Here is a 20,610-nt window from a genome sequence, read left to right as displayed (position 1 = left end):
CCGCGGACCGTCCATGCCTCAACCCACCCGTTTCAAGAATCCGCAGGCCGAAGACAGCCAGTTTCAGCTGCGCTTGATCGTCGCTTACGCGTTGATCGTGCTGATGTTTCTGGTGCTGCTCACTCGCTTCATCTGGCTGCAAGTGCTGCAACACGAACACTTTTCCACGCTGGCGCAGAACAACCGCATCTCGCTGGTGCCCATCCTGCCCAACCGCGGCCTGATCCTGGACCGCAACGGCGTGGTGCTGGCGCAAAATTACTCCGCCTATACGCTGGAACTGACGCCCAGCAAAATCGCCGACCTGGCCGCCACCGAGGCCGAGCTGCGCAAGCTGGTGGAGATCACCCCGCGCGACGAGCGCCAGTTCAAACGCCTGCTGATTGAAAGCAAGAACTTCGAATCCATCCCACTGAAAACCAAGCTCAGCGAAGAAGAAGCCGCTCGCGTCGCCGCCCAGGCCTGGCGCTTCCCAGGCGTGGAAGTCAAGGCGCGGCTGTTCCGCGACTATCCGTTCAAAGAAATGACCAGCCATGTGCTCGGTTATATCGGCCGCATCAACCAGCGCGACAAGGAAAGGCTGGAAGAGGAAGAAAAAACCGCCAATTACAAAGGCTCCAATTACATTGGCAAGACGGGTCTGGAAGCGGTGTACGAGGACGATCTACACGGCAAGGTCGGCTTCGAGGAAGTGGAAACCGATTCCGGCGGCCGCGCGGTGCGCTCGCTGCGGCGCACGCCGCCGGTCAACGGCAATACCTTGAAGCTGGCGCTGGACATCCGGCTGCAGGAAATGGCGGACAAGCTCTTCGGCAGCCGCCGCGGCGCGTTGGTCGCGATAGAACCGTCCACCGGCGGCGTGCTCGCCTTCCTGTCCAAGCCGGGCTTCGATCCCAATCTGTTCATCGACGGCATCGACACCCAGACCTGGACCAATCTGAACAACGACTGGCAGAAGCCGATGGTCAACCGCGCGCTGCGCGGCACCTACCCGCCCGGCTCCACCTTCAAGCCCTTCATGGCGATGGCCGCATTGGAAAACCACGCCATCGGCATGCGCGATATCCGCCCCGCGCCCGGCTACTTCACCCTGCCCGGCTCCAGCCACCAGTTCCGCGACAGCAAGAAGGCCGGCAACGGCATGGTCAATCTGCAACGCGCGATCGAAGTCTCCAGCGACACCTTCTTCTACAAGCTGGCCTGGGACATGGGCATAGACAAGATCCACCCGGCGCTGGCGCAGTTCGGCCTGGGCAGCAAGAGCGGCATCGACCTGGACGGCGAATCCATCGGCGTGCTGCCGTCCAAGGAATGGAAAGCGCGCCGTTTCGCCCGCTACAAGGAAGAGTTCCGCCGCTGGTATCCGGCCGACGTGGTCAGCATCGGCATCGGACAGGGCTTCAACGCTTACACCCCGCTGCAAATGGCCAACGCCACCGCCATCATGGCCAACGACGGCCAAGTGTTCAAACCGCACCTGGTGCAGCAAGTGGTGGATACCCGCAGCGGCAAAGCGCGCATCATTGAACCGATGCCCACCCGCCAGGTCCCGTTCAAGCCGGAGAACTTCGAATACGTGAAACGCGGCATGGAGGGCGTGATGACGCGCGGCACCGGCGCGCGGCTGGGCGTGGGCCTGCAGTACTCAATGGCAGGCAAGACCGGCACCGCCCAAGTCGTACAGATCAAGCAGGGTGCCAAGTACAACGCCTCAGCTCTGGCCGAGCAATACCGCGACCACAGTTGGTTCATCGCTTTCGCCCCGGTGGACAAGCCGCGCATCGCCGTGGCGGTGATCGTGGAAAACGCCGGCTTCGGCGCCGCCGCCGCCGCGCCCATCGTGCGCTCGCTGTTCGATTACTACTTGCTGGGCAAAGTGCCGAAAGACATCGAAGGCACGCTGAAGACCATGCCCACCGACACCGCCAACGACAATGCAGACCTCTCTAATTAAACGCGTCTGGGAACAGATCAAAGAGCCGCTGGACGGCTGGCTGATGCTGTTTCTGGGCATGATCTTCGTGGTCAGCATGGTGTTGCTGTACTCTGCCAACAACCAGTCCTTCGACAAGATAGACAACAAGCTCATCTACACCAGCCTGTCGCTGGTCATCATGTGGATCATCGCCCGCATGCGGCCACAAAGCATCATGAACTTCGCGCCGCCCATCTACGGACTGGGTGTGCTGCTGCTGCTGGCCGTCCACTTCAAGGGCATCACCGTCAACGGCTCCACCCGCTGGCTGGAACTGGGCATCACCCGCATCCAGCCGTCCGAAATCATGAAGATCGCGCTGCCGATGATGCTGGCCTGGTTCTTTCAGAAATACGAACTGTCGATGCGCTGGTGGCACTACCTCGTGGCCGCCCTGCTGATGGCCGTGCCCAGCGCGCTGGTGCTGAAGCAGCCGGATCTGGGCACCACCCTACTGATCGCCGCCGCCGGCCTATTCGTGCTGTTCTTCGCCGGCCTGCCATGGAAAGTGATTTTCACCGGCATCGGCCTGGGCGCCGCCAGCCTGCCCATCGTTTGGAACCTGCTGCACGACTACCAGCGCCGCAGGGTGCTGACCATGATAGACCCCACTACCGATCCCTTGGGCGACGGCTACCACATCATTCAGTCCATGATCGCCATCGGCTCCGGCGGCCCTTGGGGCAAAGGCTGGCTCAACGGCACCCAGACCCACCTTGATTACATTCCGGAGCGGACCACGGACTTCATCTTCGCCGTGTATTCAGAGGAATTCGGCCTGGCCGGCAATGTGCTGCTGCTGACGCTCTACCTGCTGGTGCTCAGCCGCGCGATGATGATCACCGCCAGCGCGCAAACGCTGTACGGCCGGCTGATGGCCGGTTCCATCACCCTGTCCTTCTTCGTCTACGCCTTCGTCAACATGGGCATGGTGTCCGGCATCCTGCCGGTAGTGGGCGTGCCGCTGCCCTTCATGTCCTACGGCGGCACCGCCACCGTCACCCTGTTCGTCGGCATGGGCATGCTGATGAGCATCAGCAATCTGAAACGCTGAGAGCCTGTTTACGATCTGCTGCGCTTCGGCGATACGGCGTTGGAAATGACCTCAGAATGCTCATGTACCGTATGTACATTCCGCTTCTTCGGTCATTTCCGCCTTGTCTCGCTCTTGCTCGCGAGATCGTAAACAGGCGCTAAGTTCCATGGCGGGAACCAATTGCCCGCCGCGCCGGCCTACCCCTGTTTGCCCCAGACTTACGTCATGCCCGGAAGGTTTCCGACTTGACGAATACAGGCAAAATCGCAAGCCTATAGAATTCCGGCGGCTCCACGCGCCGCCGTCCCGCATTCATGCCAGAGGAAACGCCACCGCATGCGCATCAAGACCCTGAGCCTGCTGCTCGCCCTATCCCTGGGCCACACCCTGCCGGCCATCGCCGCCGAACCCGTCGCCGCCAGCCAAAGCCAGCTGCAAGCCTACACCAGCGTGGAAGGCATCACCGAATACCGGTTGCCGAACGGCCTGCGGGTCCTGCTGGCCCCGGACGCCTCCAAGCCCACCACCACCGTCAACATCACGTATCTGGTGGGCAGCCGCCACGAAAGTTACGGCGAAACCGGCATGGCCCACTTGCTGGAGCACATGCTGTTCAAGGGCACGCCCACCAGCGGCAACCTGATGCAGGAACTGGGCAAGCGCGGCATGCAGTTCAACGGCACCACCTTCCTGGATCGCACCAACTACTACGAAACCTTCCCGGCCAACGACGACAACCTGCGCTGGGCGCTGGAGATGGAAGCAGACCGCATGGTCAACAGCAAGATCGCCAGAAGCGATCTGGACACCGAATTCTCAGTGGTGCGCAATGAAATGGAAATGGGGGAGAACAATCCCCGCCGCGTGCTGTGGAAGCAGATGACCGCGGTCAGCTACGACTGGCACAACTACGGCCACAACACCATAGGCGCGCGCTCGGACGTGGAAAAAGTCCGCATCGACAATCTGCAAGCCTTCTACCGCAAGTACTATCAGCCGGACAACGCGGTGCTGATGATCAGCGGCAAGTTCGACCCGGCGGCGACGCTGGACGTCGTCCGGCAGACATTCGGCAAGATCGCCAAGCCGCAGCGCCAGCTGGCGCCGACCTGGACCGAGGAACCGCAGCGCGACGGCGCGCGCGAGCTGACGGTGGAACGTGTCGGCGACACCCAACTGGCTGCCGTGCTGTATCCGATCTCCGCCGGCAGCCACCCCGACGCGGCGGCCCTCCTCGTCTTGGCCGACATCCTGGCCAGCACCCCCAACGGCCGGCTGTATCAGGCACTGGTGGGCGGCAAGAAAGCCGTCGGCGTCGAGGCCTGGCCGTTCGCGCTGGCCGAGCCCGGCTACATCATTTTTTGGGCTGAGCTGAACAAGGGCCAGAAACTGGCCGACACGCGCCAGGCCATGCTCGCCGCCATCGAAGGCTTCAAGAACAAACCGGTGACCGAAGCCGAACTCAAGCGCGCCAAGGCCAGCCTGCTCAACGATATCGACAAGACCCTTAACGACCCGCAGCAACTGGCGGTGGAAATGTCCGAGGCCATCGCCAAGGGAGATTGGCGGCTATTCTTCCTGACCCGCGACCGCATCGAGGCGCTGAGCGCCAAAGACGTGGAGCGGGCCGCCGAGAACTACTTCAAACCGTCCAACCGCACTTACGGCCAGTTCGTGCCCACCTCCAAACCGGACCGCAGCGTAATCCCGGCCACGCCGGACGTGGCCAAACTGGTGGACGGCTACAAGGGCCGCGCCGCGATCAGCCAGGGCGAAGCCTTCGACCCCAGCCCGGCCAACATCGACGCCCGTACCGTGAAAACCACGCTCGCCAACGGCGCCAAACTGGCACTGCTGTCCAAGAAGACCCGCGGCGAAACCGTCAACGGCAGCTTCAGCCTCGCCTTCGGCGACGAGAAAAGCCTGTTCGGCCGCGGCGCCGTTCCCGGCCTCGCCGCCGACATGCTGGAACGCGGCAGCGGCAAACTCAGCCGCGCCGAAATCAGCAATCGCCTGGACCAATTGAAAGCCAAGCTCAGCATCTCCGGCTCCGGGCAAGAAGTCAGCGTGGACTTTGAAACCACCCGCACACATCTGCAGGCCTTGTTGGACCTGATCGCCGGCCTGCTAAAACAGCCCAGCTTCCCGGAACAGGAGTTCGAACTGCTGCGCAAGGAGGAGCTGACCGCCATCGATGCCCAACGCAACGAGCCGCAGGCCATGGCCACTCAGGCCGTGGGCCAGGCGCTCAACCTCTATCGCAAGGGCGATCTGCGCTATCGTCCGACGCTGGACGAGGCCGCCGCCGAATTGAAAACCGCCAAGCTGGACGATCTCAAGCGCTTCCACCGCCAGTTCTACGGCGCCAACCACGCCCGCTTCGCCCTGGTCGGCGACTTCGACGCCAAAGCCGCGCAAAGCCAGCTGCAAAAGCTGTTCGGCGGCTGGAACAGCCCCGTGACGTACAGCCGCGCGCCCAGCCTGCTGCCGCCGGCCAAGCCGGGCCAACAACAACTGCAGGCCAAGGACAAGGCCAACGCCTTCTACCTGGCCACCGCGCCGCTGGCGATGCGGGACAGCGACGCCGACTACCCGGCAATGCTGGTCGCCAACAAGATTCTGGGCGGCGGCGTCAAATCGCGGCTGCTGGACCGCCTGCGCCAGAAGGACGGCATCAGCTACTACGCCGGCAGCCAGTTCAAGGCCGGCAGCTTCGAGCCGGTGGCCAGCCTGAGCCTGGTGGCCATTTACGCGCCGCAGAATCTGGACAAGCTGAAACAGGGGGTGACCGAGGAATTGGCGCGCTTCATCCGCGACGGCGTCAACGCCACCGAACTGGCCGACGCCAAGAAGGCGCTGCAACAGGAAAGGGAAATCGCCCGCGCCCAGGACGGCGCGCTGAGCGGCGCTCTGGACGGCCAGTTGCAGATCGGCCGCGGCATGGACTTCAACGCCAAGGTGGACGCCGCCATCGCCGCGCTGACGACGGATCAGGTCAACGCCGCGCTGCGCAAACACATAGACCCGGCCCAATTGTTCCAGGTCTACGCCGGCGACTTCAAAAAGCCCTGATGCGGCCTTGCGCCGACCAGCCTCAGCAGTTCGGGGGCGGGTCGGCGTCTCTCGCTGGCGGCGCCGCCTCGCCCGCGGCGGCGTCCGCCGCCGGCAGGTCAGGCAAGGGGCGGCCGTCCCGCCCGAACAGGCGCAACTGACGCGGCAGGTCGTGCTCATCCGCCAGCTTGACGCCGACGCCGACCAGACGCACCGGCCGCCGTCCACGCTCGAATCCCACTCGCAGCAGTTCCCCGAAACGCGCCGACGACAGTTGTCCGCCGACGTGTTCCACCGTGGTCTGGTTGAAATCGTCGAACTTGAGCTTGACCGACAAGCCCTTGAACGCAGGGTTGCCGCTGCGCGCGATGCGCGCGCTCAAGCGGTCTATCAGTTCCGGCAGCTTGGACAGACAGGCGACGACGTCGGGCAGGTCCACCGCGTAGGTCTCCTCGACGCTGATCGATTTGCGGCTGCGGTCGGTGGACACCGACCGCGGATCCACGCCGCGCGCCAGCTCGTGGAGACGCTCGCCGAAACGGCCGAAGTGACGCAGCAGATCGGCCAGCTCCCAGGCCAGCATATCGCCGCAGCGCCGAATGCCCAGCTCGTTCAGCCGCTGCGCGGTGACCCGGCCCACGCCGTGTATCTTCTCCACCGGCAAGGCGGCGACGAAACCTGCCACATCTTGAGGCCGGATCAGGAATTGCCCGTCCGGCTTATTCCAGTCGCTGGCCACCTTGGCCAGGAATTTATTGGGCGCGATGCCGGCCGAGGCGGTGATGCCCACCTCCTCGCGAATCTGGCGGCGGATCGCCTCCGCCATCCGCGTGGCGCTGCCCTGCTCATGCGGCTGGCCCGTCACATCCAGATAGGCTTCGTCCAGCGACAAGGGCTCGATCAAGGGCGTGTAGCGCTCGTAGATGCGCATGATCTTCTGGCTGGCCTCGCGATAGCGCGCCATGTCCGGCGGCAGGATCAACAAATCGGGACACAAGCGCAGCGCGCGCGCCGACGACATCGCCGAGCGCACGCCGTAGCGTCGCGCGATGTAATTGCAGGTGGCGATGACGCCGCGGCTTTCCGGCCGGCCGCCCACAGCCAGCGGCAAGGGACGCAAGGCGGGATCGTCGCGCATCTCGATCGCGGCGTAGAAACAATCGCAATCGACGTGGATGATTTTGCGCTGCGGCTCGCTCATGGCGATAGCCGAATCAGGAAACGGCGCCGTCGCTATGACCCAGCGAACGCTGCGGCGCCACCCGGTCTCGCACCCGCTGCTTCAGCAGCTTGATGTCGGGGAAACCGCCGTCGGCCTTGCGGTCCCACAGCAGCTCGCCGTCCAGTTCGACACGGAACACGCCGCCGCTGCCGGGCTGCAAGGCCACTTCAGCCAATTCCTTCTCGAAGGTGGTCAGCAGTTCCTGCGCCATCCAGGCGGCGCGCAGCAGCCAGCGGCAGCCAGTGCAATATTCAATGCTCAGGCGCGGAGATTTGGCGGGGGGGATAGAGGGTGTCATGCGGGAAAAGGCGGCCGGCAACAAGATGGCTGACAGCATACATCATGGAAGGGGAAAGGAACTGCCGGCGTCCCTGGATTTTGTTGTGTGCGGGCGCAAGCGCTCGCTCCTCCATCGTTTCTCTCTTTGTGCAGACTTGGCGTTTTGACCTTGTTCAGGGCGCCGGCAGTGGCAATGACGTCTTGTTCTCAACACATTCCCGAGGCCAAGTCTGCCCAGTCCCCGGCGCGGGGTAAAGCATTTACTCCAGCCCGCGCCGATTGCTGCACTGCACGATGTAACTTCGGCGCAACGTTACCGGTAGCATCGCGCCTTGCCGTTCAATGCGCGTGCTCGGCCGGCGCGGCGGCGGCCACGCCGTCTTCCACCACCACCTCAACGGTCACGCTGCCGGCCTTCTCGAAACGCAAGGTCAGCGGGAAACGGTCGCCCACGCGCAGCGGCTGCTTCAAGCCCATCAGCATCACGTGATAGCTGCCGGGCGCGAACTTGACTTCCTGGCCCGCGGCCACGGCCACGCCGCCGGCCACTTCTCGCATGCGCATCACCCCATTGTCGTTGAGATGGGTGTGCAACTCGGCCTTGGCCGCGCGCGGCGTGCTGGCCGACAACAGCTTGTCGGCGGTCTTGCCTCGATTGTTCAACGACAAATAAACGCCGCCGGTCGGGCTGCTTTCCGGCATCGCCCGGCTCCACGGATGGCCGATCTTCATATCGCCCAACTTGAATTCGTGCGCCATCGCGCCAGCACTCAACAGGCACAGCCCCAGCAGGGCGCTCAATGTCTTTTGCATAATCAACTCCTTGGGTTTTCCGCACTCTAGCACAGCCGCCCAAAGCAGCTGTGCGGCATAATGCCACAGCCAATGTCATGCCGCGCGCGCGCCGCGCGGCTCCTCGCAGAATTTCCCTTGTCACCGGCCCGCGGCCTCAGGCAGACTGCGTCCATCCATTGTAATGTTCGCTTCATCAGCGTAGTGCCATGCTCAAGACGTTGTCGCTCCAATTCCTGTTCGGCGGGCTGCTCAGCCTGATCACCATCACTAACCCGCTATCCAAGATTCCGCTGTTCATCACCCTGACCCGCGAAATGAACGATGCCGCGCGCGACAACCAGGCGCGCCGCGCCTGCGTGTTCGCGGCCGCCATCATGGTGGTCAGCCTGCTGGCCGGCAACGTGATCATGTCCGCTTTCGGCATTTCCTACGGCGCGCTGCGCATTTCCGGCGGCTTCGTCGTCGCCGTGCTCGGCTACCGCATGCTGTTCCTGTCCCAGGATCCGGGCAACGCGCCCAAGACCGGCGAGCGCGAGGACTACGCCTTCTTCCCGCTGGCCATGCCCGGCATCAGCGGGCCCGGCACCATTGCCGTGGTCATCGGCATTTCCACCGAGATCGCCGAACTGACCACGCTGCCGGCCAAGGCGCTGGCCTTCGCGATGACCTTCGCCGCCATCGGCGGCACTTGCTTCGGCATGTGGCTGACGCTGAAATCCTCGCAGCTGATCGCCCAACGCCTGGGCCGCGGCGGCCGAGAGGTGATGACGCGGCTGATGGGCTTTTTGCTGATCTGCATCGGCGTTCAGTTCGTCGGTTCCGGCATCCGCACCTTCATGGCCGGTTCCTGAGGCCGGCCGCGACGCCCAGCCATGTCCCCTCAGGCGTCCGACCGTTCCGACTTCTTCCGCGCCGACGACATCGGCGCTTTGGAATGCCTGGACGCCAGCTACGCCCAGCGCGTGTTTCCGCCGCATTTTCATGAAGAATACGTAGTCAATGCGCTAACCTTGGGCGCCCAGTCTTACCGCCACCGCGGCGGCACCCACCGCGCCGGCGTCGGCGCGCTGGTGCTGATCAATCCCGGCGAAGTGCATACCGGCGAAACCGCCGACGCGCGCGGCTGGGCCTATCGCGGCTTCTATCCGTCCGCGGACTTCCTCCAAAGGCTGGCCGCCGACATCAGCGGCGACGCCCACGCCCGGCCTTACTTTCGCGACACCGTGGTGCTGGACGCGACGCTGGCCGCCGGCCTGGACCAGTTGCACCGCCTGCTGCGCGATAGCCAGGACCGGCTGCTGCGCGAATCGGCCTTGCAGCGGATGTTCGGCGCGGTGCTGCAACGCCATATGCAAGTGCGCGGCCAGACACAGGCAGCCGCTCCGCGCGCGGTGGAGCTGGCGCGGCAGATGCTGGCCGACGCCGTCAGCGACAATCTGTCGCTGCAGACGCTGGCGGAAGCGGCCCAGCTCTCGCCCTGGCAACTGTGCCGCCAGTTTCGCCAGCACTTCGGCCTGCCGCCGGTGGCTTGGCGCAATCAGCTGCGCGTCAATCGCGCGCGCCAATTACTGGCGCAGGGACAAACGCCCGGCGCGGTGGCGCTCAGCCTGGGCTTCGCCGACCAAGCCCACCTGACCCGCGTCTTCCGCCACACCGTGGGCCTGGCGCCGGCGGCCTATCAACGCGCGCTGGGCCTGCGCCGCTGAGCATCTGTTCACGCTAGCTCGCGAGACAAGCCACACCGCAAACCCATCCTGCAAAATCGTTCAAGACGACGGCCGGTTTCGGCGGCATGATGAATCCATCTCATTGCCGCAAGGATACGCCCCGATGACAAGCCCTACCCCCGCCGCCTGGGCATGGCAAGGCGCGCGCGACAGCCTGCCCATGCTGATAGGCGCCGCGCCCTTCGGCGTGATCTTCGGCACCCTGGCCATCGCCGCCGGCCTCAGCCCGCTGACAACCCAAGCCATGTCCCTGCTGGTTTTCGCAGGCTCCTCGCAATTCATTGCCGTCAGCCTGGTGGCGGCCGGCGCCGCGCTGCCGGTGCTATGGCTGACCACCTTCGTGGTCAATCTGCGCCATGCGCTGTACAGCGCCACCCTGCTGCCTTACGCCCGGCAATGGCCGCGGGCCTGGCGCTGGCCGCTGGCGTTCTGGCTCACCGACGAAACCTTCGCCGTGGTCGAGCACCGCTTCCGCACCCAGGGCGCGGCCGGCGGTCAGTGGTATTGGCTGGGCTCTTCGCTGGCGATGTACGGCAACTGGCAGGCATGGACGCTGGCCGGCATTCTGTTGGGACGTTCGGTGCCCGGGCTGGCGCAACTGGGGCTGGACTTCGCCATGGTGGCGACCTTCGCCGCCATCGTCGCGCCGCAATTGAAAAAGCGGCCTACGCTGGCGGCCGCGACGGTAGCCGGCCTGACCGCGCTGTTGGCGCGCGGCCTGCCCTACAAGCTGGATCTGATGCTGGCGGCGCTGCTGGGCGTCGGCGCCGGGCTCTTGCTGGAAGGCAAGCGCAAGGAGGCGGCATGAACCAGTGGTGGATGATATTCGGCATGCTGGCGGCCACTTTGCTGATCCGCGCCAGCTTTCTGGTGTTCGGTCAGCGGCTGGCTTTCCCGGACTGGCTGAACCGCGCGCTGCACTATGTGCCGGCGGCGGTGCTGTCGGCGCTGGTGGCGCCGATGGCGCTGGCCCCGGCCGGACACATTGATCTGTCGCTGGGCAACGCCTACCTGATCGGTACCTTGGTCGCCATCGCGGTGGCGTGGAAAAACGGCAAAACCCTGCTCGCCATTGTGGTCAGTTTCGTCGTCTACGGCTTGCTGCGCTGGCTCTAAGAACCTGTTTACGATCTGCTGCGCGTCGGCGGGATAGTTGGACAAGGGCGTTGAAACCAACTTCGAAATGCTCATGTACCACCTGTACATTCCGCTTTCTCCGCTGTTTTCGCCTTGTCTCGCCTTCGCTCGCGAGATCGTAAAAACGTTCTGAGAACCCGTTCGGAGCCAGCGTGAGCCGCTTTCGCGGCTCGCGGCCGGCAATGGGCAGCGGGCCGCGCGCGGAACCTCGGCTCAGATATTGTAGACCAGCACCAAACCGATCAGGACCGGCGCCGCCCAGCAATAGATGAAACGCACGCCGGACGCCAAGGCCCTGGGCAGTTGCAACTCGGCTCGCATGGTCGGCCAGATCACCCAGCCGGCGAAGCAGGCGGTGCCGATACCGCCCAGCGGCAGCAGGATGTTGGACGCGGTGTAATCCATCAGCTCGAACACATTGCGGCCGAACAGCTTCCAATCCGCCAGCGGCCCAAAGGACAATGCCGCCGGCACCCCGGCGCAAAACACCAGCAGACAGATGAGCAGCGTCGCCTTACGGCGGCCGACGCCCCATTCATCGATGGGAAACACCGCCACCAGTTCCAGCAAGGACACCGAAGAAGTCAGCGCCGCCATCAGCAGCAGCAGAAAGAAAGCCGTCGCCAAGCCTTGGCCGAAAGGCAGGTGGTTGAACACCACCGGCATGGTCATATAGGTCAGGCCCGGACCGGCCTGCGGATCCAGACCGAAGGCGTAGATCGCCGGAAAGATCATCAGGCCGGCCAAGACCGAGGTCAGCGTGGTCAGGCCGGTCACCCACAAAGCCGCTCCCGCCAGTTTCGCGTCCCTGCCCAGGTAGGAACCGTAGGCGATCATGCAGCCGGCGCCCACCGACAAGGAGAAGAAGGCCAGGCCCAAGGCCTCCACCAACATGCCCGGCGTCACTTTGGAGAAATCCGGCGTCAGCAGGGCCGCCACGCCGGCCTCCGCGCCCGGCAAGGTCAGCGAGCGCGCGATCAAGCCCAGCATCAGCAGGAACAACAGCGGCATCAGCACCTTGCCGGCCCGCTCAATCCCCTTCTGCACCCCGCACATCACCACCAGCAAGGTCAGCCCGGTGAATAAGGCGTGAGTCAGCAGGGATTCGAAGGGATCGGACACATAATCGCCGAACAAGCGCGCCAGCGCCGCCGGGTCGTTGCTCATCACCCGGCCGTCCACCGCTCGCAGCAGATAGCCCAGAGTCCAGCCGCCCACCACGCTGTAGAAGGAAAACACTAGAAAGCCGCACAACACGCCGGCGTAGCCCACCAGCTTCCAGCGGCGCGAGCCCAGCTGGGCAAAAGCGCTCACCGCGCCGCAGGCCGCCGCGCGGCCGATGGCGATCTCGGCCAACAGCAAGGCGATGCCCAAGGTGAAGGTCAGCAATAGATAGATCAGTAGAAAGGCGCCGCCGCCATTCATCGCGGTGACGTAAGGAAACTTCCAGATGGAGCCCAGGCCGACCGTGGCACCGGCCGAAGCCAGAATGAAACCGAGGCGGGAACCCCATTGCGTGCGAGACATGACAACTCCTGAGTCAGAACAGTTTGCCGCCGCACAGGGTAACGCTGAATACAACAAGGCCGCCCATGACGGCGGCCCGGAAAGCAGATGCGAAAATCCCTGGCGCGCCGATTAGCTGCGCCACCACCACGATTTGGTTTGGAATGGGATCTTCTGCTTCATAAGTGTGCCAGCATGCCGGTTTACGCCTCAGTACGTCAAGCCCGGCATGCGCGCTCACGCCTTGTCGACAGCCAAGCCGGCCTCCGCCATCCCCGCCCGCTTCAGCCGAAAACCCAGCCACAACACCAACAGCCAGGCCGGCAGCACATACACCGATACCGCGACGCCCGGCGTGAACAGCATCACGCCCAGAATCATCGCCATAAAGGCCAGGCACAGCCAGTTGGCCGCCGGATGCCACAGGGAAGCGAACACCAGCTTGCGGCCGCCCTGAGCACGGCGGAACTTCAGATGCGTCAGGCTAATCATCGCCCAGTTAATCACCAGCGCGGTTACCACCAAGGACATCAGCAGCGCCAGCGCGCCGTTGGGCAACAGGTAGTTAAGCACCACGCCGGCGAAAGTCGCCAGAGCCGAGAACAAGGTGGCATTGACCGGCACCCCGCGCTTGTCCAGCTTGGCCATGCGCTTGGGCGCATTGCCCTGCTGAGCCAGGCTGAACAACATGCGGCTGGTGGCGTAGACGCCGCCGTTGTACACCGACAAGGCCGCGGTCAGCACCACGAAATTGAGCCCGTGCGCGGCGAAACCAGCGCCGATCTGCTCGAAAATCATGACGAAGGGGCTGCCGCCGGCGGCCACCTTGCTCCACGGATATAAGGACAGCAATACCGCCAGCGAGCCGATATAGAAGATCAGCACGCGGTAGATCACCTGGTTCACCGCCTTGGGAATGGTTTTCTGCGGGTCCTGGGTCTCCGCCGCCGCCATGCCGATCAGCTCCAGCCCGCCGAAGGAGAACATGATCACCGCCATCGTCATGAACAAGCCGCCAAAGCCGTGCGGGAAGAAGCCGCCATCGCGCCACAGATTGCTCACCGAGGCCTGCGGCCCGCCGTTACCGGACAAGAGCAGATAGCCGCCGAACACGATCATCGCGATCACCGCGCCCACCTTGATCAGCGCGAACCAGAACTCCGTCTCGCCGTAATATTTGACGCTGCTCAGATTGACGCCGGTGATCACCGTGAAGAAGACCAGAGCGGTAACCCAGGTGGGCACATCCGGCCACCAGTAGCGCACGTATTCGCCGGCGGCCGTCAGTTCGGCCATGCCGGCCAGCACATACAGCGCCCAGTAATTCCAGCCGGACAAGAAGGCGGGAAACTTGCCCCAGTAGCGGTCGGCGAAATGGCTAAGCGAACCGGCCACCGGCTCTTCGGCCAGCATTTCGCCCAATTGGCGCATGATCAGGAAAATGATGAAGCCGGCGACGGCGTAGCCGAGAATCATCGATGGTCCAGCCGCTTTCAACACGCTGGCCGAGCCCAGGAACAGACCGGTGCCGATCGCGCCGCCCAGCGCGATCAACTGAATATGGCGGTTTTTCAGCTCGCGCTTCAAACCGGTGGAAGTGGGGGTAACGCTCACCTTGGCGTCTCCTGCTGATTGAGTGAATGGAACGGTATTGCTTCATCAATGCAGCAAGGCCCTTACCACTCGCAAACTGGACAAATTGTCCAATAAAATCAGCAAGACATCCCTATTACATACATCAACTTCAAACAAACCATGACCAGATTAAACAAAATAAGACATACGGTCAAAAAACATTTAACTATATTTGGCAAAGGATTGCATACCAATGCCATGACCTCAATTTATTAGACATATAGTCCAATAAACATTTTAGGGTCGGATAAGCCTACGTAAAAAAGCAGGGCCGCCTAGGGAGGGGGCCCTGCCGATTACGGTCGCCGAGCGACCGATGAGAACATCCTCAAGGCGTTTGGCGCGCGGGCTCCGCCGCCGGCGCGCCCTTGGCGCGATAACCTACCCACAACAACCCCAGCCATATCGGCAACACATAGACCGATACCGCGGCGCCCGGGGTCAGCAGCAGGATCAACAGAATCATTGCCATGAAGGCCAGGCAGACCCAGTTGGTCAGCGGGAACCAGAATGATTTGAACACCAGTTGTTCGCCGGCCTCGACCTTGGCGCGGCGGAACTTCAAGTGCGTCAGACTGATCATCGCCCAGTTGGTCACCAAGGCGGCCACCACCAGCGACATCAAGATGCCCAGCGCCTCGCCCGGCAACACGTAGTTGAGAATTACGCAGGCAAAAGTCGCCGCCGCCGACACCAGAATCGCCGTCACCGGCACGCCGCGTTTATCTACCTTCATCAAAGTCTTGGGCGCATTGCCCTGCTTGGCCAGGCCGTACAGCATGCGGCTATTGGCGTAGACGCTGCTGTTGTACACCGACAGCGCCGCGGTCAACACCACGAAGTTAAGCAGATTGGCAGTGAGGCCGGAACCAATCTGCTGGAAGATCATCACGAAGGGGCTGCCGCCGGACGCCACCTTGCTCCACGGGTACAGGGACAGCAGCACCACCAGCGAACCGATGTAGAAGATCAGAATGCGGTAGATCACCTGATTCACCGCCTTGGGGATGGTGGTGCGCGGATTGTCCGCCTCGGCAGCGGTCAGGCCAATCAGCTCCAGGCCGCCGAAGGAGAACATGATCACCGCCATCATCATGAACAAGCCGCCAAAGCCGTGCGGGAAGAAACCGCCGTCGCTCCACAGATTGCTCACCGAGGCCTGCGGCCCCCCGGTGCCGGTCAGCAGCAGATAGCCGCCAAACAAAATCATCGCGATCACCGCCACCACCTTGATCAAGGCGAACCAAAACTCCGCTTCGCCGTAAACCTTGACGTTGGCCAGGTTGATGCCGTTGATACAAACGAAGAACACCAACGCCGACACCCAGGCGGGCACATGCGGCCACCAGTACTGAACATAGGCGCCTACGGCGGTGAGCTCGGCCATGCTGACCAGGATGTACAATACCCAGTAGTTCCAGCCGGACAGGAAGCCGGCGAAATCGCCCCAGTAACGGTAGGCGAAGTGGCTGAAGGAGCCGGCCACCGGCTCTTGCGCCACCATTTCGCCCAGTTGGCGCATGATCATGAAGGCGATCAGGCCAGCGATGGCGTAGCCCAGAATCATCGACGGGCCAGCGGCTTTCAGCACGCTGGCCGAACCGAGGAACAGGCCGGTGCCCACCGCGCCGCCCAGCGCGATCAATTGGATGTGGCGGTTTTTCAAACCGCGCTTCAAACCGGCTTCGTTTGAAATATCAGTCAAGACAAGCCCCTCAATCATCATTTTCCAGCAACATTAATACCAACAGCATGACAATTCAGGCAAGCCGCTTCGTTTCTGTTGCAAACAACAACAAGCTGGACATTAAGCACTCAAGCCCGCCTCGCGTCAAATGAAGACATTGGATTTTTATGCCTTAATAGCGTCATATATTGGATACAATGAAATTAAATTCGATTATTTAAACAAAAACTTTGCTCTAATTGCTCAATTATCTGCAGACTACTGCAAATTTCTGCTACGAGCCCACTCCCCCGCCCCAACAATACCAAAGACATATAAGCAAGCGTTTGCTCGCCGATATCTTGATTTAAATCAAACCGCTACCGATAGCCGATTCCCGTCCTCGTCACCGTAAACGCTAACGATTCGCCACTTTTAGTAACAAATGGAAAACATTTAATTTGCAACTGTCTGCCACCATAAAGTGTCTGAATTTCATCTCACCCATCATGATTACGGCTGCATAGACGGCCCGCTTTTTGGAGACAAACCATGAAACAATCCTTGTTGATCGCCAGCGTGCTGGGCGGCGGCATTGCCCTTGGCGGCCTGGGCGTGGCCGGCTATCAAGCCGTGAAATCCAACCCGCAAACCGCGGCCGCGCCTCAGCAAACCGCCAGCGCGCCGGCCGCAGCATCCGCCGCGGTAGCGGTGTTGCCTCCCACGGTGGCCTCCGCTCCGGCGATCGTCGCGGCGGCTGCGCCGACCGCCGCTCAAACGGCTCAAGCCGTTGCGAAGCCCGCCGAACCGAGCGCGCCGGCCAAGCCCGCGGCGCCGGTTCACGCCACGCATGCCCGCATTCTGGCGGTGACGCCGATCAAGGAAACCGTCAATGCGCCCAAGCAGGTCTGCCATCAGGAGCAAGTGACCCATCAAGCGCCGGTGCAGGATCAAAACCGCATCGCGGGCTCGGTGATAGGCGGCGTGCTCGGCGGCGTGCTGGGCAATCAAGTGGGCGGCGGCAACGGCAAGAAAGCCGCCACCGTGATCGGCGCGCTGGCCGGCGGCTTGGCCGGCAACAAGGTGCAGGAAGGCATGCAACAACGCGATCAGGTCAACAGCACCCAGACCATTTGCAATGAAGTGAACGAAAGCAGCGAGAAGGTCGTCGGCTACGACGTCAAATACTCGCTGGACGGCAAGACCGGCACCGTCCGCATGGACCGCAAGCCCAAGGGCAAGACCTTGCCGGCCAAGAACGGCAAAGTGCTGGTTTAAAACCCGCTCACGATCTGTTGCGCATCGGCGATACTGCATTGAAACGTTCTTCAAGCGACAAACCATCCTGATCGCCACGCAAAAGCGGACCTCCCGGTCCGCTTTTTTCATGCCCTCAGCGCCAGCGCACCGCGGCCGCCTCCGCCTCTTCCGGCGGGCCGAACAAGACCGTCCAACGGTCTTTCCAGTTTGGCGCGCGCCAGGCTTCGCGCAGCATGTCGCGCCATTCCACCACGCTCACCCACAGCGGATTGAAGCTGTTCACCGGCTTGACGGTGCCGTAGTCGCATGGGTCGTCGGCGCTCTCTTCGACATAGGTGCCGAACAGGCGGTCCCAGACCACCAGCACGCCGGCGTAGTTATGGTCGATGTAGCGCGGATTCTTGGCATGGTGGCCGCGATGGATGGACGGGGTGTTGAGCACGTACTCCAGCCAACCCAGCTTGGGGCAGGCCTGGGTATGCACGAAGAACTGGAAGGCCAGGTTCAGCAACACCACGCCCACCACCTGCTCCGGCGGGAAGCCCAGCCAGGCAAGCGGCAGCCAGAACGCCCACATGCCGGCCAGCGGATACATCAGGCTTTGACGGAAGGCGGTGGTGAAATTCATGCGGGTAGAGCTGTGATGGACGCTGTGCGCCGCCCACAGCCAGCGCACGCGATGACTAACGCGGTGGAACCAGTAGTAGAGAAAATCCTGGCCAATGAACAGCAGCAGGAAACTGAGCCAGGAATCGGAAAACTGAAACAAACGGTGCTGCTGATAAATCCATGCGTACAAGGGCAGCACCAGCACCCAGGCCAGCTTGTCCGCGCCCTGGTGCAACAAACCCAAACAGGCGCAGCACACCGAGTCCCGCCAGTCGTAAAGGCTGAGCCGGCCCTGCCGGCGCAGATGCCACAACTCGCCGGCCACGAAGGCCAGAAACACCGGCGCCATCGCCAGCAGCAGCAACTGAATATCGAACTTCATCACGGTCTCCCGCTTGGGCAAGGCGTTTGCACTGTGGGCAAACACTTGATTGGAGTTTGAGCTCTATAATTACTCAAACGCCGAATGCCGGCAAGCGGATCAGCCCTGGCCTGCGGTCTACCCTACTGCTGCTGACGCGCACGAAACGCGGTCAAGGCCGCCTCTCTCTCGCTCCAGGTCCGGTTCACGCTTCTGCGCGCGGACAGGCGCTGCAGATAGGCCTCTCGGTCGGGGAAGGCGGCGGTTACGTCTTCGCCCAGCAAGGCTTTGCTCATCTGCTCCAGCGCCGGCAGGATGCAGGCGGCGCTGATGTCGGCGCTGCTGAAATCTTCGCCACAGGCCCAAGGCCCGTAATCCAGCAACTGCGCGCAGGCCGCCACGCCTCGAGTGATCTGCTGGCGAGCGGCGTCAATGCCGCCGGCTTCCAGCGGGCTGCCGAACAGCCAATGGCGGTAAAGCGGCAGCGCCGGCAACAACACGTACAAATCCAGCATCGCGCTCAGTTGGCGCGCGTGAGCGCGGCCGTTCGGCGTCGGCGGCAGCAAGGAGGCGGTGGGATAGGCGTCCTCCAGCCATTCCAGGATCACCGATGACTCCGCCATGGCGTGGCCGCCCACTTCGACAAAAGGAATCTTGCCCATCGGGCTCTTCGCCAGCAGTTCTTCCTGCTGCGAAGGGGCGGTGAGGATTTCTTGGAAGTTGACGCCCTTTTCCAGCAAGGCGATTTTGACCTTGTTGTAATAAGGGGACAGCGCAGCGCCGTAAAGCTTGATCATTCAGGTCTCCAGGCAGGCCGTGCCTGCGGTTGCTGATGGAAGGCGGCCGGCCATGCTGCGATGCAGGACCAGCCCGGCAGCATTATGCCATTACTTATTCATGGCAACGGCTTTTTGCTGCAGCAATTGCCGGATCTGCGGCAGCGCCGCCTGCGCGGCGCGCTCGCCTTCCAGAATAGCCTGATGACGCGCGTCAAATTGAGCGGATCCGATATTCTGCACCTGCGGGCGGATCACCACATCGGCCTGCTTCAGTTCTTGCGCCAGCGCCGGTCCGTTCATGATGTTCAGGCTCTGGTCCAACATGGACAGAAAGCCGGTGGCGGCACCCTTGCGCGGCCGCGCCGAGATATCGACGGCGATGACAAAGTCCGCGCCCATCTCGCGCGCGGCGCTGACCGGCACCGGGCTGACCAGGCCGCCGTCGACATAGCTCTTGTTGCCTATCTTCACCGGCAGGAACACATTGGGAATACTGGCCGACGCGCGTACGGCCTGGCCGGTGTTGCCCAGGCGGAACACCACTTTGCGGCCGCTGTCCAGCTCGGTGGCCACCGCGCCGAACGGGCGCGGCAGTTGTTCCATGGTCTTGTTGGCCACCTGAGCGTTGATCCAGTTCTGTAGTTTCTCGCCCTTGATCACGCCCTTGCTGGACAAGGTCCAGTCGGTGAGATTGGATTCGTCCAATTGAATCGCCCGGCTTTGCAACTGCATGCCGCTAAGACCGGACGCGTACAGGCTGCCGACCACACTGCCGGCGCTGGTGCCGGTCACCAGGTCCGGCGTGAGGCCAGCGGCTTCCAACACCTTGATCACGCCAACGTGGGCGAAGCCCTTGGCCGCGCCGCCGCCCAGCGCCAAGCCGATCTTGGGCTTCAGCACCGGCTTGGGCGGCACCGCCGCGGGAGGAGAAGACAAGGTGGAACAAGCCGACAGCAGCGCGGCCATGCCCGCCAACAGCCAGGGGCGGAGTGTGTGTTTACTCATCATGATTTCATCGGGCTTTCAGGCATCGGCGGTGGTCGGAACCGCCCCAACGGACGCGCAATCCAGCATCACGTAATTCAGATGCCGCGCGCCCTCCAATTCGAAATGGCATTCGCCGTGAACGGTCATGCCTAGCCGGCGGTAGAACGCGATCGCGCGCTCGTTGCGGTGCCACACCGTCAGCCACAAACGCGGTTGTCCGGGAAGATCGAGCGCCCATCGCCGCGCCGCTGCCAGCAAACGTCGGCCCAGGCCTTCCCCGGTTCGGCTCTCCACCAGATAAAGCCGGAGCATTTCCACGGTGGGGAAATCGCAGCCTCGGCATGGGCTGTCCAGCTTCATCAGCGCATAGCCAAGCAAAAATCCGTCTTGCTCCATCGCCAGCAGATGATGCGAGGGGCTGGCGATCAGCGTCTCGAAATTGGCCGGCGTGAATTCGTTCAGCACATAGTCGGCCATGTCCCTGCGGACGCCGTCGGTCACGTAGGTGCTCAGCCACACTTGAATCGACAAAGCGGCCAGGCAAGCGGCGTCTGCTTGCGTCGCCGAGCGGATGGTCGGCATCGC

General features: G+C 62.8%; 19 protein-coding genes. 8 read left to right on the top strand and 11 right to left on the bottom strand.

Annotated elements, in window-relative coordinates:
• The first annotated feature begins 13 nt into the window (after positions 1-13).
• The 3 genes from mrdA to HA052_RS05390 all read left to right on the top strand — a co-directional run bounded on the left by mrdA (position 14) and on the right by HA052_RS05390 (position 6,083).
• Positions 14-1,954 (top strand): penicillin-binding protein 2, encoded by a 1,941-nt coding sequence (gene mrdA / locus HA052_RS05400; protein WP_166451130.1) that lies wholly within the window; start codon positions 14-16, stop codon positions 1,952-1,954.
• Entirely contained in the window at positions 1,935-3,029 is a 1,095-nt protein-coding gene (gene rodA, locus HA052_RS05395) for a rod shape-determining protein RodA (protein WP_166451129.1), read from the top strand. Before mrdA ends, rodA begins: the two co-directional genes overlap by 20 nt.
• A gap of 318 nt (positions 3,030-3,347) precedes the next feature.
• A complete protein-coding gene (locus HA052_RS05390; RefSeq protein WP_166451128.1) occupies positions 3,348-6,083 on the top strand; it encodes a M16 family metallopeptidase in 2,736 nt (911 codons plus the stop codon).
• A 22-nt stretch (positions 6,084-6,105) separates the two neighbouring features.
• Here the strand turns inward: HA052_RS05390 and dinB are convergent, their stop codons facing one another.
• The 3 genes from dinB to HA052_RS05375 form a co-directional block, all read right to left on the bottom strand.
• Entirely contained in the window at positions 6,106-7,263 is a 1,158-nt protein-coding gene (gene dinB / locus HA052_RS05385; protein ID WP_166451127.1) for a DNA polymerase IV, read from the bottom strand.
• A 13-nt stretch (positions 7,264-7,276) separates the two neighbouring features.
• Positions 7,277-7,582, bottom strand: coding sequence for an Rdx family protein (locus HA052_RS05380; RefSeq protein WP_107801578.1), 306 nt, complete (start codon positions 7,580-7,582; stop codon positions 7,277-7,279).
• 320 nt (positions 7,583-7,902) lie between these two features.
• On the bottom strand, positions 7,903-8,376 hold the full coding sequence (locus HA052_RS05375; RefSeq protein WP_206118773.1) for a copper chaperone PCu(A)C: 474 nt from the start codon (positions 8,374-8,376) through the stop codon (positions 7,903-7,905).
• 188 nt (positions 8,377-8,564) lie between these two features.
• Here HA052_RS05375 and HA052_RS05370 point away from each other — a divergent pair, with 188 nt between their 5' ends.
• The 4 genes from HA052_RS05370 (at position 8,565) to HA052_RS05355 (ending at position 11,201) form a co-directional block, all read left to right on the top strand.
• Complete coding sequence (locus tag HA052_RS05370; RefSeq protein WP_166451125.1) at positions 8,565-9,209, top strand: MarC family NAAT transporter; 645 nt, start codon at positions 8,565-8,567, stop codon at positions 9,207-9,209.
• A gap of 21 nt (positions 9,210-9,230) precedes the next feature.
• Positions 9,231-10,064 (top strand): AraC family transcriptional regulator, encoded by an 834-nt coding sequence (locus HA052_RS05365; protein ID WP_166451124.1) that lies wholly within the window; start codon positions 9,231-9,233, stop codon positions 10,062-10,064.
• Positions 10,065-10,188: 124 nt separating this feature from the next.
• Positions 10,189-10,893 carry an AzlC family ABC transporter permease gene (locus HA052_RS05360; protein WP_166451123.1) on the top strand — a complete coding sequence of 235 codons (705 nt, stop codon included), beginning with the start codon at positions 10,189-10,191 and terminating at the stop codon, positions 10,891-10,893.
• Positions 10,890-11,201 (top strand): AzlD domain-containing protein, encoded by a 312-nt coding sequence (locus HA052_RS05355; RefSeq protein WP_166451122.1) that lies wholly within the window; start codon positions 10,890-10,892, stop codon positions 11,199-11,201. The genes HA052_RS05360 and HA052_RS05355 overlap by 4 nt, the downstream gene beginning before the upstream one ends.
• A 234-nt stretch (positions 11,202-11,435) precedes the next feature.
• Here the strand turns inward: HA052_RS05355 and HA052_RS05350 are convergent, their stop codons facing one another.
• From HA052_RS05350 to HA052_RS05335, 4 genes are all read right to left on the bottom strand, one after another.
• Positions 11,436-12,749 (bottom strand): sodium-dependent transporter, encoded by a 1,314-nt coding sequence (locus HA052_RS05350; protein ID WP_166451121.1) that lies wholly within the window; start codon positions 12,747-12,749, stop codon positions 11,436-11,438.
• 13 nt (positions 12,750-12,762) lie between these two features.
• A complete protein-coding gene (locus HA052_RS05345) occupies positions 12,763-12,969 on the bottom strand; it encodes a hypothetical protein (protein WP_166451120.1) in 207 nt (68 codons plus the stop codon).
• Positions 12,966-14,342: an amino acid permease gene (locus HA052_RS05340; RefSeq protein ID WP_166451119.1), complete on the bottom strand. Its 1,377-nt coding sequence runs from the start codon at positions 14,340-14,342 to the stop codon at positions 12,966-12,968. Before HA052_RS05340 ends, HA052_RS05345 begins: the two co-directional genes overlap by 4 nt.
• 349 nt (positions 14,343-14,691) lie before the next feature.
• Positions 14,692-16,068, bottom strand: coding sequence for an amino acid permease (locus HA052_RS05335; protein ID WP_240937275.1), 1,377 nt, complete (start codon positions 16,066-16,068; stop codon positions 14,692-14,694).
• Positions 16,069-16,581: 513 nt separating this feature from the next.
• Here HA052_RS05335 and HA052_RS05330 point away from each other — a divergent pair.
• Positions 16,582-17,307: a glycine zipper 2TM domain-containing protein gene (locus HA052_RS05330; protein ID WP_206118772.1), complete on the top strand. Its 726-nt coding sequence runs from the start codon at positions 16,582-16,584 to the stop codon at positions 17,305-17,307.
• 115 nt (positions 17,308-17,422) lie between these two features.
• Here HA052_RS05330 and HA052_RS05325 read toward each other — a convergent pair whose 3' ends face one another.
• The 4 genes from HA052_RS05325 to HA052_RS05310 all read right to left on the bottom strand — a co-directional run bounded on the left by HA052_RS05325 (position 17,423) and on the right by HA052_RS05310 (position 20,607).
• On the bottom strand, positions 17,423-18,280 hold the full coding sequence (locus HA052_RS05325) for a sterol desaturase family protein (RefSeq protein WP_166451117.1): 858 nt from the start codon (positions 18,278-18,280) through the stop codon (positions 17,423-17,425).
• 122 nt (positions 18,281-18,402) lie between these two features.
• Positions 18,403-19,056: a glutathione S-transferase family protein gene (locus HA052_RS05320; protein WP_166451116.1), complete on the bottom strand. Its 654-nt coding sequence runs from the start codon at positions 19,054-19,056 to the stop codon at positions 18,403-18,405.
• Positions 19,057-19,146: 90 nt separating this feature from the next.
• Entirely contained in the window at positions 19,147-20,046 is a 900-nt protein-coding gene (locus HA052_RS05315; protein ID WP_166451115.1) for a patatin-like phospholipase family protein, read from the bottom strand.
• 15 nt (positions 20,047-20,061) lie between these two features.
• Complete coding sequence (locus tag HA052_RS05310) at positions 20,062-20,607, bottom strand: GNAT family N-acetyltransferase (protein ID WP_166451114.1); 546 nt, start codon at positions 20,605-20,607, stop codon at positions 20,062-20,064.
• Between the last annotated feature and the right edge of the window lie 3 nt (positions 20,608-20,610).

Source organism: Chromobacterium fluminis (assembly GCF_011602385.1).
In the GTDB taxonomy this organism is placed as follows: Bacteria; Pseudomonadota; Gammaproteobacteria; order Burkholderiales; family Chromobacteriaceae; genus Chromobacterium; species Chromobacterium fluminis.
Note: the sequence above shows the minus strand (reverse complement) of the source record. Positions and strands in the feature narration are given on the sequence as shown.

Coding starts and splice junctions, on each gene's coding strand:
- HA052_RS05320 (WP_166451116.1), bottom strand. CDS start 19,056: ATGATCAAGCTTTACGGCGCTGCGCTGTCCCCTTATTACAACAAGGTC.
- HA052_RS05390 (WP_166451128.1), top strand. CDS start 3,348: ATGCGCATCAAGACCCTGAGCCTGCTGCTCGCCCTATCCCTGGGCCAC.
- HA052_RS05365 (WP_166451124.1), top strand. CDS start 9,231: ATGTCCCCTCAGGCGTCCGACCGTTCCGACTTCTTCCGCGCCGACGAC.
- HA052_RS05325 (WP_166451117.1), bottom strand. CDS start 18,280: ATGAAGTTCGATATTCAGTTGCTGCTGCTGGCGATGGCGCCGGTGTTT.
- HA052_RS05315 (WP_166451115.1), bottom strand. CDS start 20,046: ATGATGAGTAAACACACACTCCGCCCCTGGCTGTTGGCGGGCATGGCC.
- HA052_RS05380 (WP_107801578.1), bottom strand. CDS start 7,582: ATGACACCCTCTATCCCCCCCGCCAAATCTCCGCGCCTGAGCATTGAA.
- rodA (WP_166451129.1), top strand. CDS start 1,935: ATGCAGACCTCTCTAATTAAACGCGTCTGGGAACAGATCAAAGAGCCG.
- HA052_RS05370 (WP_166451125.1), top strand. CDS start 8,565: ATGCTCAAGACGTTGTCGCTCCAATTCCTGTTCGGCGGGCTGCTCAGC.
- HA052_RS05375 (WP_206118773.1), bottom strand. CDS start 8,376: ATGCAAAAGACATTGAGCGCCCTGCTGGGGCTGTGCCTGTTGAGTGCT.
- HA052_RS05330 (WP_206118772.1), top strand. CDS start 16,582: ATGAAACAATCCTTGTTGATCGCCAGCGTGCTGGGCGGCGGCATTGCC.
- HA052_RS05350 (WP_166451121.1), bottom strand. CDS start 12,749: ATGTCTCGCACGCAATGGGGTTCCCGCCTCGGTTTCATTCTGGCTTCG.
- dinB (WP_166451127.1), bottom strand. CDS start 7,263: ATGAGCGAGCCGCAGCGCAAAATCATCCACGTCGATTGCGATTGTTTC.
- HA052_RS05310 (WP_166451114.1), bottom strand. CDS start 20,607: ATGCCGACCATCCGCTCGGCGACGCAAGCAGACGCCGCTTGCCTGGCC.
- HA052_RS05360 (WP_166451123.1), top strand. CDS start 10,189: ATGACAAGCCCTACCCCCGCCGCCTGGGCATGGCAAGGCGCGCGCGAC.
- HA052_RS05355 (WP_166451122.1), top strand. CDS start 10,890: ATGAACCAGTGGTGGATGATATTCGGCATGCTGGCGGCCACTTTGCTG.
- mrdA (WP_166451130.1), top strand. CDS start 14: ATGCCTCAACCCACCCGTTTCAAGAATCCGCAGGCCGAAGACAGCCAG.